General features: G+C 50.8%; 7 protein-coding genes. 6 read left to right on the top strand and 1 reads right to left on the bottom strand.

Going from position 1 to position 16000, the window contains the following annotated elements; genetic code table 11:
- Positions 1–225: 225 nt before the first annotated feature.
- Positions 226–393, bottom strand: a complete 168-nt coding sequence (locus AC0QH1_RS06210) for a hypothetical protein (protein WP_324630074.1) — start codon at positions 391–393, stop codon at positions 226–228.
- A 1098-nt stretch (positions 394–1491) separates the two neighbouring features.
- Here AC0QH1_RS06210 and AC0QH1_RS06205 point away from each other — a divergent pair.
- From AC0QH1_RS06205 to AC0QH1_RS06180, 6 genes are all read left to right on the top strand, one after another.
- Entirely contained in the window at positions 1492–3000 is a 1509-nt protein-coding gene (locus AC0QH1_RS06205; protein ID WP_324630072.1) for a PAS domain-containing sensor histidine kinase, read from the top strand.
- A gap of 939 nt (positions 3001–3939) precedes the next feature.
- Positions 3940–4299, top strand: coding sequence for a response regulator transcription factor (locus AC0QH1_RS06200; protein ID WP_324630071.1), 360 nt, complete (start codon positions 3940–3942; stop codon positions 4297–4299).
- A gap of 219 nt (positions 4300–4518) precedes the next feature.
- On the top strand, positions 4519–5043 hold the full coding sequence (locus AC0QH1_RS06195; RefSeq protein ID WP_324630070.1) for a chemotaxis protein CheW: 525 nt from the start codon (positions 4519–4521) through the stop codon (positions 5041–5043).
- A gap of 298 nt (positions 5044–5341) precedes the next feature.
- Positions 5342–8863, top strand: coding sequence for a PAS domain S-box protein (locus tag AC0QH1_RS06190; RefSeq protein ID WP_324630069.1), 3522 nt, complete (start codon positions 5342–5344; stop codon positions 8861–8863).
- Positions 8864–9014: 151 nt separating this feature from the next.
- On the top strand, positions 9015–12704 hold the full coding sequence (locus tag AC0QH1_RS06185) for a methyl-accepting chemotaxis protein (protein ID WP_324630068.1): 3690 nt from the start codon (positions 9015–9017) through the stop codon (positions 12702–12704).
- 222 nt (positions 12705–12926) lie between these two features.
- Positions 12927–15779, top strand: a complete 2853-nt coding sequence (locus AC0QH1_RS06180; RefSeq protein ID WP_324630067.1) for a hybrid sensor histidine kinase/response regulator — start codon at positions 12927–12929, stop codon at positions 15777–15779.
- Positions 15780–16000: the final 221 nt, after the last annotated feature.

Here is a 16000-nt window from a genome sequence, read left to right as displayed (position 1 = left end):
GGTTTAGGCTGGTCAGGTGGTTAGAAGTACAAGCCCCTGACTTTAGACATGGGGTTGGTTTCTACGGAGTCCCTGACAAAAATTAACGTAGAACCGACTTGACGAGATCCGGGCTGCTGTAGGCAACGATCGCCAAAAAGCATGACTTAGCTCTGCGGGGAAATTGTGAACCCCTTTAACCCCGATAGTTTTATCTTAAATTCTAGCAAATATCCTATCGGCAAGTCAAATCCAACCCGTGAACTGCGCCCCCTTAGATCGAAACGTCACCCTGAGGGGCGAATTGTATTTTACATCGAGAGAATAAACTGCCTTGCCGGATTGCAATGCCGGGAGAAAAAGAAGGAGGAGTTTGACGGCGATCGCCAATAAATCCGGCAATTGTACTGTCATTTCCCTGATGTAGACAATCCTTGTGTTAATCGGGATGGCACTGGCTCAAATTCCATCCCTGTGTTGAAACACAAAAATATAAAGTTTGAGCCATGAATGATAAAGAGTTTGTAAATTTTCAACCCTTTGGCGGATTAAATGGGTAACAATCGGCATGAGGGGTCTATTTTTTTTGCAGAACAACCGAACCGATGAAAGGGAGCCTTCCATTGGGGTCTGACTGGGAGAAACGTTGCGGGTGTGGGCTTGAAAAAATCAAGTTCAAATGAGGACTTGCGGGATTTACGGGTGGGCGCTGACCCTCCATCGGTAAAAACCCTTACGTAGTTGCACGCAAAGTTTAATTGTCAAAAATCCGCTAAATAGCTGATGTGGTTTAGTCATTATTGATGCCACTCTAATCTTATAAATCACCGTATTTTTCAGACAACTGGTATGGGAGGAGACGGAATGCGTCTGGCGGTCAAACGGGACTTTGAGCTAGGAGAGTCCGATATTAAGTAATGTTTCCGGTTCTGGAAAATTTGTTTAAATTTTGAAGAAACCCGCCAAATCCGAGCTACCCAAGGGAACTAACTCTTAAGAGGAATTTTCCCTTATCATATGACCCTAGGCGCTGGAAGTATTAAAAAATACTAAAGAACTTCCAAAAAGTGTTCTATAAAACGAAATAGAAGTAGCAAAACCTCGAGAATAGGAGAAGAAAGCCGAAGTTATGGATTCAGGAGGAAGAGTGGGAGCGACTCAGAGGAATGCTCGGGTTATGCCCTCTCGATGAGCAGTTGGATTTTGACTCCCTGCACTCAAACTTTGGCAATGGAGAAAAACAACTAAGGCATATGCCGAAAAGCAAGGCACAACAATGACTTGAGGGGTCAAGAGCCAACGTTGCGGGGAGGAGACTCCACCGCATGAGTTTTGGAAAGCCCCCTTGGATTCAGGCACCACCCCCAGATCCACCGCCGGAAGTGTTAGGTAGGCAACGGGGATGCAAAACGCGAATCGCAGACAAACCATTAGAAATTAGGGGCACTGGCTTGGTTTGCCCCATGTTGACATTCAGCAGATAGAGTTCAACCACAGAGGAAGAAGGGAATTATGGTAACGACAGCGCAACTCCAACAACAAGTCAAGCAACTGCGAGAAGAACTCGATGCGAGAGAGGTTCGGTTTCGCAATGTCATCACCAAACTAGGGGATGGGATTATTATCTTGGATAGCAAAGGGCGGGTGTGCTTTGCGAACCAGGCAGCGGAATGTTTGTTCAAGTGCAACGCAGAAGATTTGATTGGCAAAGAAGTGTTTGGCACCCGGGTATTCGAGATTAAAGGGGGTCAAATTGGCACCGAGATTATCCAGCGGGTGGGAGAAACAGAGCGCAAAGGGACGCGAGTGGTACAGACGCAGGTAGAGGTGTTGCGCCCAGACGCAGAAGATGCGATCGCCGAAATGCGAGTGGTGGAAACCCAATGGGAAGGAGAACCGGCGATCATTGCCTCCTTGCGAGATATTACCTCCCGGGTGCGGATGATGGAAGCCTTGCAGCGCCGGGAAGTGCAACTCACACAACAGGCGCAGCAACTGGAAAAAACCTTACAGGAACTCAAACAAACCCAAGCGCAACTGATTCAAACGGAAAAAATGTCCAGTCTCGGTCAAATGGTGGCGGGCGTGGCGCATGAAATCAACAATCCGGTGAATTTTATCTATGGAAATCTCGACCATGCCAACTGCTATATTGACGACTTATTGAATCTGGTCAAACTGTATCAAACCCACTATCCCAATCCCGAACCTGAAATTGACGCCTACACGGAAGAAATCGATTTGGATTTCTTGCGTCAAGACTTACCGAAACTACTCTCTTCCATGCAGTTAGGCACCGATCGCATTCGCGAAATCGTGTTGAACTTGCGGAATTTCTCCCGCTTAGACGAAGCGCAGATGAAGCGGGTCAACATCCATGATGGTCTGGAAAGTACCTTATTAATCCTGCACAACCGCCTCAAACCCAGAGCGGGATTTCCGGGAATTGAAATTCTCAAAGAGTATGGCGAATTGCCACCTATCGAATGCTACGCCGGACAGCTCAATCAAGTGTTTATGAACATTTTGAGCAATGCGGTTGATGCTTTAGAGACGAAAACCCAATCGGCTCTGTGTGGTTTGCCTTCCGCAACGGAAAAACTCAATGGCAAAGGCGAGTTTTCCCGGGAAAATTTACCCCAACCAGAAATTCGCATTTCCACCGATATTGTAGAGGGCGATGCACAAACCGGCGATCGCAGTGGTAGAAGGGTGGTTATCCGAATTGCCGATAACGGATCGGGAATGCCCGAGGAAGTTCGCCAAAGACTGTTCGACCCCTTCTTTACTACCAAGCCGGTGGGCAAAGGTACCGGCTTAGGCTTATCCATTAGCTATCATATTGTGGTGGAAAAACATGGGGGTCAATTGCACTGCGTCTCCGCCCCCGATCGCGGAACCGAGTTTATTATCGAAATTCCCCTACAGGAGGCTAACCGCAAACCCGCCGATTCGGGAGCATCCAACAATACCGCGATTAGATCCCAAGCACGCTTTTCTCAACACCGAGAAGCCTGTTAAAAGTATGCCTGAATCGGTTCGCAACAGCGCCTAAAATTGCCTGCGTCTCTAAGCAGGTTTGCCGCTGGTTCTTTAATTTAGATGCAGCAACACCCAAATCGGTGGAATGGGGCAAGCTCCTCCATCCACCGTGCAAACGTTGCTGTGAATAGACTCTATACCGAGCAAACGCACCTCCGGTACATAACCCCCCGCCTTCAACGGGTGGGAAAGTTTTTTGGATGGTTTTGGCAGGTTCGCGCACCGACTCCATCGGTAGGCAGGTTGCATGTGGATGGTATCCTATCTGAAGCAAGAGTGGCAAAAAAGATGAGTCCGGGTAGGAGGTTAAGGAGGCGTGGAGTGGCTCAGGAGTGCGTGCAGAAGGGCGATTTCAATGGTAGCGAAGTGCCTTACCGGGCAGCCTGGGCGAAGGGCGAGCTTCCCGGGAGCTACGCGAGTGTCTCGGGAGCTACTGTTATCCAATTCAATGGCTAACCGCTTAACAGCTTAATTGAACTGGGAGAAAACAGGGGTAAAGAAGAGGGATAAACGCGAGAGATTCCATTGCTAGGATAGAGCGCTCAGTTCGAGAAAGAAGGGTGGGAATTTGGCAGATTTCTAGCAAGCGATACTTTTTTCTCAGGTAGAGCAGAAGTGGAAAAGCCGAAAACAATCAGCAAACAATCAGCGCGATCGCCTCATCAAGGTGAGGCTAAAAAAATATTTTGTGAGGGGAGAAAAGAACGCACAGAAGGGTTCATTTGCGCCAATTAACCCACTCGATACAGATTGACAGTTCTGGCTGAAAAATCCAGCGGGAGATGGCGCAGATAGGCTCTGGTCAGAAAAGTTAAGTAATTTGAAGTATTAGGTCGTCTGGGATTGCCAATCTCATAGAATAAGAAAGGAGAGGGAAAATCACCAGTGAAACCCGATAGAAAGTAGGGAACCATAAAAATGGCCAAAATTTTAGTTGTGGATGATGTAGCCAGCGAACTGGAGATGATTAGCCGCATTCTGAAAAATGCGGGAATGGAAGTGGTGGAAGCAACGGATGGCGAAGAAGCGATCGCCTGTATTCGAGAATCGATCCCCGATGTGGTGATACTCGACGTGATCATGCCTCGGATGAACGGGTTTGAAGTCATCCGCGAGTTGCGCGGCGATCGCAAAACCGAACGCTTGCCGGTCATCTTCTGCTCTCAGAAAAACACCGAAATCGATAAAACCTGGGGGGCCGAGTTAGGGGCGGATGCTTACGTCACCAAACCCTTTGACCCGGAACAACTGGTTGACATCGTACAGCGACTCTTGTAAAACAATTGCGCCAGGGGCGAGAGAGAGGGGCAGATTCTTCCGCCTTTACCAGAATTTGGGGAAATTTCGGGCACCCTAAGCTCAGGGCAACCCGCGCACCCGGTTTCCCCGCGATCGCTACCCCCACCGGAAGCATCAAATGCGATCTATCTATATCCCATCAACGCGATCGCTTCTGGTTGACCCATTCCGTGGCTCCATATTTCCCAAGGAGGCTTTATGATTGCATCAGAGGGATTCGATCCTATCGAGGAAACCGAAAAACTCCAGCACGCAACCGATGGAAATGCGGTGCAGTTCCTATTATTTGGGCAAGGAGAAAGCCAATTTGCGATCGACCTGATGTCGGTGCGCGAAGTTCTGTTTCTCAGGCAACAATCCATCTGTGCCGTACCAAATACCTTGCCCTATTTAATCGGGTTAACGAACTTACGCGGGGAAATCCTCGCGGTTGCGGATTTTGGGCGTTTTATGGGTGCCGAACCTGTGGATCCCGATTCTCCTCAGAGTCGGATTTTAGTGGTCGAAGTCCCCAATGGGAACAATAACGCCCTCTCGAACGTGCGAATGGGGTTAGCCCTTTCTCGGGTGTATGGGGTCATTTCAGTGAATCGAGATCGCATTGTCTCCAGTATTGACGTCAGCGAAGAAGTCGCTCCATTTTTAAGGGGATTATACGATTTGAATGGCAGCTTAGTGATGATTTTAGATATCGAAGCCCTCGCCCAATCAGAACGCTGGTAAATATGGGTCATCGGTCATTTGTCATTGGTCATTGGTCATTGGTCATTGGTACTCCCACAAAAGACAAAGGACCAAAGACAAATGACAAAGGACAAATAACAAAGCACAAAGGACAATCGAGATTATGCTACTCCTTCAGTGGTTATTGCAAATAGATCCTTCCCGTCTACCCGAGGCAAACGGGATAGGGATTGAGGGTGGATTGCTGTTCGTGCAGGGAGGATGTTGTTTGGGCATAGCGCTCGCCATCCTGCCCATATTGCGGCCAAAAAAGACGGTCTTGTTTTTACTCATTACGATGGGGTTTTTCTTATTCCAAGGAGCCGATGCTATTGTCCGCGCGATCGCCGATATTTCTTGGGGACAACAAGCCCATTTTCTCTTATTTTCCCTGGCAAAAACTATTAGTGTGGTAACGTTTTTCGGCGCATTTATCACCTATCGCCGGGGCATGGCCGAGGTCATAGAAACGGGCTTTCTGCCATCGGGACACTTATTAACAAAAGCGATTAAGCAAATTTCATTGCCAATTGCGTGGCAAAATAGCAAGTCGGTTTATTTAGGAGCCAACCAATCTTTTGCCCAAACATTTGGATTGGATTCCCGCGCACAATTTATCGAAGAACCCGCCGAGGGAGTATTGAATCAGCAGAAGGGGTCAGAGAGTGCAAGGCAAACTGACCTACATAGGAGGTTGAATGATTCACTAGATAGCCTGGAAAAAATTCCTCTTAAAAATGACAACAATCGAACCCTGGGTTATTTAATAATTTATCCAGAAAGCGAGAAGAAACTGGAAGCCGAACTTACCAAATTGCGAGCGATTATTAATGCCATAGATGACGCGATTTTCATTCACAATGCAGCCGGGGAAATTATCGACCTCAACGATCGCGTTTTGCAACAGTATGGCGTCAGCCGAGAAAACGCCTCCAAACTGTCTCTGGTCAAAGATTACTCAGGGCCGGGAAATCCCATCGAGAACCTTCCGCAACGGTGGGAAAAAGCGATCGCAGGGGTTGGGCAAACCTTTACCTGGAAAGCCAGAAGACCGCGAGACGGTTCTATCTTTGACGCCGAAATTTTTCTCAATGGGGTCACAGTTGGGGAAGAGACGTTTATTTTAGCCCAAGTGCGCGACATCAGCGATCGGCAGGAAAAAGAAGAGCAACTGCGCCTGTTTGTGGAATACACTCCCGCCGCCGTCGCCTTATTCGACAACCAACTGCGCTATTTAGTGGTATCGCGGCGCTGGCTGAGCGATTATCGGTTAGAACAACAAGAGATTATGGGGCGATCGCACTACGATTTATTTCCCGAAGTGCCCGAACGCTGGATTCAACTGCATCGCCGCGCCTTAGCCGGAGAAACCCTAAGCTGCGAAGCCGATCCCTTTCCCCGCCGAGACGGCACCACCGACTGGGTGAAATGGGAAATTCATCCCTGGTACGACAGCGGCGGCGAAGTGGGCGGAATTATCATGTTCAGCGAAGTCATCACCGAACGCATTAACGCCGAACGAGAGCGGATGCAACTGCTCAACATAGTCGAGTCCAGCCTCAACGAAATCTATCTGTTTTCCGAAGAAACCCTGGCTTTCGAGTACGTCAACCAAGGGGCATTGAGAAACCTGGGATATTCCCTAGACCAAATGCTGGGCAAAACAGCGATGGACATCAATCCGGAAATGGTGGACATGCCCACGTTAAGAAACGCGATCGCCCCCTTAGTGGAAGGGCGGGAAGAAAAACTGCGAATCGAAACCGTTCACCGGCGGCGCGATGGCAGTCTTTATCCGGTAGAAGTTCACCTGCAATTCATGCGCCAGGAAGAGCGATCGCTATTTTTAGCCATTGTCCTGGATATCACCGAACGCAAACAAGCCGAAGCCGCAATTAAAGAAAGCGAAGAGCGATTTCGCACGATGGCGGATACGGTGCCGGCATTGATTTGGGTCACCGGCGCGGACAAACAAGCGAATTACTTCAACCAAAGATGGGTAGAATTTACCGGGCGCGCGATCGAGCGAGATTTCGGCTACGGTTGGACGGAAGTCTTCCATCCCGAAGACCGAGGGCGGGCGGTAAACACCTACGAAAAGGCATTCGACGCGCGGCAAAAATTCCAACTGGAAGTGCGGCTCAAACGCGCCGATGGAGAATATCGGTGGATTTTGATGAGCGCGGTGCCTCGGTTCGATTCCGAAGGCAGCTTTGCCGGCTATATCGGGTCTTGTTTGGACATTACCGATCGCAAACAGGCTCTCGATGCCCTGCGCGAGAGCGAAGAAGGATTTCGCGCCCTGGTGGATGGAGTGAAAGACTATGCGATTATTCGCCTAGATCCCGAAGGGCGGGTGGTGAGTTGGAATGCAGGGGCACAGCGGATTAAAGGATACCGCGCCGAAGAGATTCTCGGGCAGCATTTCGAGGTATTTTATTCCCCGGAAGACCGCCGTCTGGGCACACCGCAGGGAGAACTGGAACAAGCCAAAAACCAGGGTCGGTTTGAGAAGGAAGGGGAAAGATTGCGAAAAGATGGTCAGAAATTCTGGGCGAATGTGATTATTACCGCGTTGCGGGATAATAAAGGGCAATTGCGCGGGTTCTCGAAAGTGATGCGGGATATTACCGAACAGCGACGCACCCAACAAGCCCTCGAACAGCTTACGGCGGATTTGGAACAACGAGTGGAAGCGCGCACCGGGGAATTGCAACAGACGAACAGTCAGTTGCAGCAAGAAATTCGCGATCGCGAATCTGCCGAAGCGGAAAAAACCCAGGCGATCGCGGACTTGCAAGAAATGTCCGCCCAGCGCAAAGCCGAAGCGGATACCCTGACCCAGCAAGTCCACAAACTGCTCGGGGAAATCAAAGGGGCGGCAAAAGGAGACTTAACCGTGCGCGCCGAAGTGGGAACCGACGTGCTGGGTGCCTTAGCCGACTCGTTCAATTTCCTGGTGTCCTCCCTGCGAAAAGTGGTGAAAGGCATTCAGCAACTCGCCACGGAGGTTAACTCGGCGACGGGGGATTCGATTAGCAATACACAACAGTTAGCCACCCAAGCGCGAGAACAGGCGCATCAAATCGAAGAAGCTTTGGGCCAAATCGAAGGGATGGCTAATTCGATTCAAAAGGTGTCCCAGGTGGCGAAACAAGCCGAACAGGTGGCGCAACAAGCGGCGCAAAAGGCTGAAACCGGTGGGGAATCGGTAGACCGCGCGGTGGAGGGGATTAACGAATTGCGCCAAACCATTTCCCAAACTGCAAAAATGATGAAACGGTTGGGGGAAAGTTCGCAACAAATCGGCAAAATCGTCACCTCGATTTCGCAAATTGCCGCCCAAACCAACTTGCTGGCGCTCAATGCCACGATTGAAGCGGCACGCGCCGGAGAGCAAGGGTTGGGGTTTGCGGTGGTGGCGGAAGAAATCCGCAAACTGGCGGATCGATCGGCATCGGCGACGGAGGAAATCTCTGAAATTGTGGAGCAAATCCGCAGCGAAATCGGACGGGTGAGCGAGGCGATGGAAGCGGGCACCGAAGAGGTGGTGGCGGGGACGAAACTCGCCGCCCAGGCGAAGACTCATTTAGTGGCGATTATCGATGTCAGCCGTCAGATGAACGACCTGGTGCAAGATATTACCCGGGCCGCTACCCAGCAAACTGCCAGCGCTGACGCGATCGCACAACTGATGCAGCAAGTCAGTGGCATTTCTACCAATACGGCAGAAAAATCCGTCCAGGTACAAAGCTCCTTGGATGGATTGGCGATCGCGGTCAACCAGTTGCAAGAATCCGTGGCCAATTTCCGCTCTTAGTGGTTGGTCATTTGTCATTTGTCGTTTGTCATTGGTCACTTGTCACTTGTCACTTGTCATTTGTCCTTTGTAGGAGTACCAATCACCAATGACCAATGACCAATGACCCCCAACCCATGACAACTGTTGCTATCGATGATGAGGATGTTTTATGCTTCAGTCAATCCAAAACCTCTTACTGGGCGATTTATTGCCTTATGGCGAGTGTTATGAATGGAAGCCGGGGTTAGTTTGGTTAAATGTTTCCGCAGACATTGCCCTAGTGCTGGCTTGTGTGGCGATCGCCGGGATGCTAGTTTATTTTATCCGCAAGCAGTGCGATATCGTAGCTAGCCCGGTGTTTTGGTTTATTCCCGCACTTCTCGGAGGGGTGGGAGTGACGTACTTGCTCGATTTCTGGATGATTTGGCAACCGAATTACTGGATTTTGGGCACTGTGAAATTCTTGTGTGGGGGGATTTCCGTGTGGGCGGTGTTGGAGATGCTGCCGGTACTTTTTCAAGTGGAGGCTCTTCCGAGTGCGGCAAAACTGGAGAGGGCGAACGAAGCCTTACAACAGGAAATCAAACAGCGCCAAGAAGCGGAAGTGAGGCTGAAACAGCTTGCGAGTATTTTAGAGAATACCATTGATTTTGTCGGGATATGCGATCGCCAGGGAAATGCGGTGTATATTAATCCAGCGGGACGCAAGATGGTGGGTTTATCCCTAGAGGAAGATATTTCTTCCTTGACGCCATTTGATGTAGTGCCCGAGGAGGAAAAATGCCGAGAGCAGTTGCAAGAGGGAATCGATAAAGCAATGGCTCAGGGGGTGTGGAGTGGCGAAACGATGTTGCAGCACCGAAATGGGCGACGCATTCCCACTTCCCAAGTGATAATCGGGCAAAAATCCGACGAGGGGGAAATCGAGTATTTATCTACCATCATTCGCGACATCAGCGATCGCGTGGAAGCGGAAAGGGAGATCGTCCAGCGTGAGGAATTGTTCCGAAATTTGGTAGAATCTGCCGCCGATGCCTTTTTCCTCTCCGACATGGAGGGAAATTTGATCGCCGTCAACCAGCAGGCGTGCGACAGTTTGGGATATACCCGGGAGCAGTTGTTACGGTTAAACATCGCCCAGGTCGATCCCACGGTAATTTCCGAGAATCACGCGCAACTGTGGCACAAGCTGAAGCAAGGGGAGCGATTGGCGATCGAGAGCATCCATCAAAGAGCCGATGGGAGTAGCTTTCCCGTGGAACTACAGTTAAGTGGCTTTCAAAGCGATCGCGGCATGCAAATCCTGGGTTTAGCGCGCGACATCAGCGATCGCAAGCGCGCCGAACAAGCCCTAGAATTGGAACGTCAGCGCTTGCGAGCCGTCATTGATGGCATTCCGGCGTTCCTGTATCTGCAAAAACCGGATTATTCCATCGCCCTAGCCAATCGCACTTTCCACGAACTCTTCGGGGAGACAGACTCGCGGCCCTGTTATGAAGTGGTTGCCAATCGACTCACTCCTTGTCCCGATTGTCCCACATTTCGCGTGTTTGAAACAAAACAGCCGCAAACCTGGGAATGGAAGCAACCGAAGAAGGGACGCACATACCAAGTTTACGACTATCCGTTTACCACCCTGAATGGCGAAACCCTCGTGGTAGAAATGGGAATCGACATCACCGATCGCAAGCACACGGAAATGCTGTTGCGACAATCGGAAGAGCGGTTCCGTTCCCTAATCGAAGCCACCTCGCAAATTATCTGGGATACCAAAGCGGAAGGTGAATTCGTGACCGAACAACCGGCGTGGAGCGAGTTTACCGGCCAAAGTTTCGACGAACTGAAGGGATGGGGATGGCTGGATGCGGTTCACCCGGACGATCGCCCCCATACGGCACAAGTCTGGGCACATGCCCTAGAAAACCGCATTTTGTATGAAGTAGAACATCGCTTGCGTCGCCACGATGGGGAGTATCGACACATGCTGGTTCGCGCCGTACCCATCCTCGAACCGGATGGTAGCATTCGCGAGTGGTTGGGGATACATAGCGATATCACCGATCGCAAGCTGGCCCAAATCGAGCGCGATCGCTTCTTCACCATCTCCCTGGACCTGCTTTGTATCGCCGGGTTTGATGGCCATTTCAAGCGCATCAACCCCGCTTGGACCAAAACCCTCGGCTACACCGAGGCGGAACTGATCGGCACCCCCTTTGTCGAATACGTTCATCCCGACGATCGCGCCGCCACCATTGCGGAAGCGGAAAAACTCGCCCAAGGCGAAGAAACCATCTATTTTGAAAATCGCTATCGGTGCAAAGATGGGTCTTACAAATGGTTAGCCTGGAGTGTGCGCCCTTCCCTGGAGCAGCAAGCACTTTATGCGGTGGCTCACGATATCACCCAAAGCAAGGAAACCGAAAGCCGCTTGCGCGAACTCGCCGCCGAACAAGAGCGCCTTTTGCAAGAACTGAAAACCCGGCAAAATGTGCTTGACGAAGCGGCGATCGTCAGCGAAACCGACCCGAAAGGCACGATTACCTTTGTCAACGATAATTTCTGCCAAATTTCCGGTTACACCCGCGAGGAATTACTCGGAAAAAATCACCGTCTTATCAACTCTGGCCATCACCCGAAAATCTTTTTCCAGGATTTGTGGGCGACGATTTCTGCTGGGGATATTTGGCAAGGCGAAATCAAAAACCAACGCAAAAATGGCTCATTTTACTGGGTAGATACCACCATCGCCCCGATATTCAATCCAGAAGGTCAAATCATTAAATACATTAGCATCCGCTTTGACCTAACCGAACGCAAAGAAGTGGAACAAGATTTGGAAAAATTGGCGCAAGACCGCAAAGCCGAGGCGGATTCGCTTACCCAACATGTGCTTAAATTACTAGGAGAAATTAAAGGAGCGGCCAAAGGGGATTTAACCGTGCGCGCCGAAGTTACCAATAACGTTCTCGGTGCGGTGGCGGATTCGTTTAATTTCCTCATTTCTTCCCTGCGGAAAGTGGTGACGGGCATTCAAGAGTTGGCCACTCAGGTGCGAACGGCTACCGGCGAATCGATATCCAATACCGAAGAACTCTCGAATATGGCGGGCAATCAAGCCGAACAAATCGAAGATTCGTTGCGCCAAATCGAAGGCATAACCCATTCCATTCAAGAAGTGTGCGATGTGGCAATGCGGGCGGAAAAAGTCGCCCAACAAGCAGCGCAAACGGCAGAAATTGGCGGGGAATCTGTAGACCGCGCGGTGCAGGGCATTAACGAACTGCGCCAAACCATTTCTCAAACCGGAAAAATGATGAAACGGTTGGGAGAAAGTTCGCAACAAATCGGCAAAATTGTCACCTCGATTTCGCAAATTGCCGCCCAAACCAATTTGCTGGCGCTTAATGCTACAATTGAAGCCGCAAGAGCCGGCGAACAAGGATTGGGATTTGCTGTGGTGGCGGAAGAAATCCGCAAACTGGCCGATCGCTCGGCATCCGCAACAGAAGAAATCTCGGAAATTGTGGAACTTTTACGCAGCGAAATCGGTCGCGTCAGTGCCGCAATGGAAGCGGGAACGCAAGAAGTCGTCGCGGATACGAAACTCGCCGCTGAGGCGAAAACTCATTTGATTGCGATTATCGAGGTCAGTCGTCAAATGAACGATTTGGTGCAAAATATTACTCGCGCGGCGAACAAACAAACCACCAGTGCTTCGGAAATTTCTGCGGTAATGCAACAAGTTAACTCGATTTCTACCACCACGGCGGAAAAATCCGTGCAGGTTCGCAGCTCTCTCGATGATTTGGCGATCGCAGTCAATCAACTCCAAGCGTCGGTTTCTAATTTCCGCGCCTAAACTAACTGGAGAATTGAGCCAGGTTGCATGAAGAATGAATCGAGGAAGCTACAGAAAAATCCGCAGCCGAAAAGGGTGTATCTACACCACATCAGGGCAGGGTAAAAGGGGTGAAATACTAATCCCTATCAAAAAAACTCTGTTGCACCAATCCGGATTTGATATAATTTACTCGACGCTCAATTCTCCATTCTATCCCGCTTTTTTTACCGAGAACCAACCATGACACTGATAAACTCCGACGACTTAAACGAGCTGCTCGGGGCTTTTATTGCCGAAACGCAAGAGTTTCTCCAATTGCTAGAAAACCATTTGTTAGCAATGGAAAATGCGGAGTCTGCTGAAGCTCGACAACAATTAGTGAAAGAAATGTTTCGCGCGGCGCACTCGATTAAAGGGTCGGCGTTGATGTTTGGGTTTGAAGACCTTTCCCACGCCGCTCACGCTTTAGAAGATGGGTTTGCTATTCTGCGCGATCGCGCTGACTTATCCGAGTTAAAATCCGCCACGGTGAGCGCCCTGCTATCGGGGGTCGATCGCCTAAAAAGCATGACCGAAAAATCCACCGCTACAGTAACACAAAGCGGTACGCCAGACTCGGAACAATTGCAGGAAGATGCGAAGGAAATCGCGCAAATTAAAGCTCAGTTAGAAGCAGAATACGGCACCCGAGACGAATCGGCGCAATGGGTACAAAAAAATCCCGCCAGCACTACGGCAATTCAAAGCATTTTCGAGCAAGAATTGCCGCCAATTCTCGACCGCTTGGAAACGGAACTCTCGCAACTGACCCGGGAAAACCAGTCACAAACCCTCGGGGTACTGAACGAAACCTACTACCAGCTTTCTGGGTTGGCGGGAATGTTGCAATTACCGGAATTTGGCGAAATTGCCGATCGCTTGCGCGCCATTGTGGATGCGCCGCAGTTATCCCCGGAAGAGCTACAACAACTGGGATGGGCGATCGCCCAAAATTTGCAATCCGCCCGGGAACAAGTCTTGCACGAACAACCGATCGCGATCGAACCGTTCGAGTTACCCGGCGCACAAACTCCACCGCCGACTCCCGCCGCCGAACCTTCACCTCCACCACCCGAACCGCAACCCCTAGCGCCAAATCCGCCCGCGCCAACTCCGCCAGCACAAGACCCCTCGGTGGTGGTGCGTCCCACGATTCGGGTGGAGTTGGACAGTCTCACGGAGTTGGTGAACCTGGTGGGCGAATTGGTGATTAACCGCACTCACTTGGAACTGCAAGAAACTCAACTGCGATCGGAAGTCAAGCGCCTGCGCCGTCACATCCGCGACTTAAATCAATTCGGCGTTCAATTGCGCGAAGAATACGATCGCTTGGCGGGAGAATCGGCTCAACCCTTGACCCCTTCTAGCGGCACAAGTGAGAATATCGGGTCTGCGGCACATCAGTCGCTTTTCGATAGTTTGGAATTGGATACCTATGGGGAATTTCACTCCACCGCCCAAGAAACTATCGAAACCACCCAGGCGATCGCGCGATCGGGTACCCAAATCGACGATGTGGCCCTCAATTTGGAACGCAGCACCGATCGCCTGCGCCGCATCTGCGAACGCCTGCGATCGCGCGTCATGCAGTTGCGCGTGGTCAGTTTCAGTCGCGCCGTCGATCGCCTCCCGCGCGCCATCCGCGAACTGTCTCGCACTCACAACAAAGAGGTGAATCTCTTGCTGCTGGGCCGAGAAACGAAAATCGATGAGAGTTTGTTACATGCATTGCGCGACCCCTTGGTGCATCTGGTGCGAAATGCCTTCGATCACGGCATAGAAACCCCGGAAGAACGCCAGCAAGCGGGCAAACCCCTCAGCGGTCAAATCGAAATCGAAGCGCGTCACCAAGGGGGTCAGACGATTATTACCGTCAGCGACGATGGGAAGGGTATCGACCCGGATCGGGTGCGATCGCGGGTGGTAGAATTGGGATGGGTTTCTGAGGAACAAGCAGCGGAACTCTCCCTGAACGAACTCTATGAATTCTTGTTCTGGCCCGGTTTCAGTACCGCCGGCCAAGTGACGGACCTCTCCGGGCGCGGTGTGGGCCTGGATGTGGTGCGAAATAATTTGCAACAAGTGCGCGGTACGGTGAAGGTAGACTCGCGCCTGGGTAAAGGCACCAGTTTTATTATCAAATTGCCCCTGATGCTGTCGATCTCCGATGCTTTATTGGTGAGAATCGCTCATCATACCCTGGCGGTTCCCCTGGATGCGGTGGAAGAAATCGTTCACGTGCAACCCTCGCACATCCACATGGCGCTCGATCGCCCCATGTTGCGCTGGCGCGAGGAATATATCCGCTTGGTTCCGTTGCAAAATTTGCTCCATTACACCCAAGACCCTCCGGATAATCCCTCGCCGGTGCCGGTGGGACAGGATTATATCCCGGTGTTGGTCCTCAGTTCCAGCGATGGGATTGTGGCGATCGCCGTGGAACGTCTGGTGGGTCAACAGGAAATTGTGGTCAAACCTTTACCCCAACCCCTCTCTAAACCTCACACCGTTCTCGGTTGCACCATTCTGGGCAATGGCGAAGTGGTCAGCATTCTCGATGTGGATGATATCGTGGGGGAATTGCATCCAGAAGGCTCTAATTTGCTTCCCATGAAGGCGGAAATTCAACCCGGAACTCCCGCAATGGGCGATCGCTCCAGTAACGTTCGTCTCCTCCCTCCCCCACCCTCTCAACCCCTGATTTTGGTGGTGGATGACTCCTATACTATTCGTCAAATGCTCTCTCTTACCCTCTCTCGGGCGCGCTATCGCGTGGCCCAAGCAAAAGACGGTCAAGATGCAATGGAACAGTTGCACGAGGGTCTCAATTGTTCGCTGATTGTCGCCGATATCGAAATGCCCCGCATGGATGGATTTGAATTGCTCAAAACTATTAAAGAACACCCGCACTTTTGTCATATTCCCGTGGCAGTTCTTACCTCCCGCAGTGGCGCAAAACACCGCCAAACCGCAATGGAACTCGGCGCGTCTCAGTATTTCACTAAACCTTACAACGAACGACAGTTTATCGAGGCGATCGCTAAACTGGTTTGACTCTTCTATAATGTCCGATTTTTCTGTAAAAAACAGCCAATTCAAATCCCACCTCTGCAGATTTAGGCGGGCAATTGAAATCACTCCTATGCAAGCAAAGTACGCCGACGCGGACTCATTATTTGCTATTATTTTAACTCGGTTTTAACTCGTTCCCTGGCTCCGCCTGGGAACGCCCCACCCGAGGCTCCGCCTCCTCCTAAATAACTGTGAAAAATAAT

It is taken from the genome of Phormidium sp. CCY1219 (genome assembly GCF_055795085.1).
The sequence above is the reverse complement of the archived record's forward strand: the minus strand, read 5'-3'. Positions and strand labels throughout refer to the sequence as shown.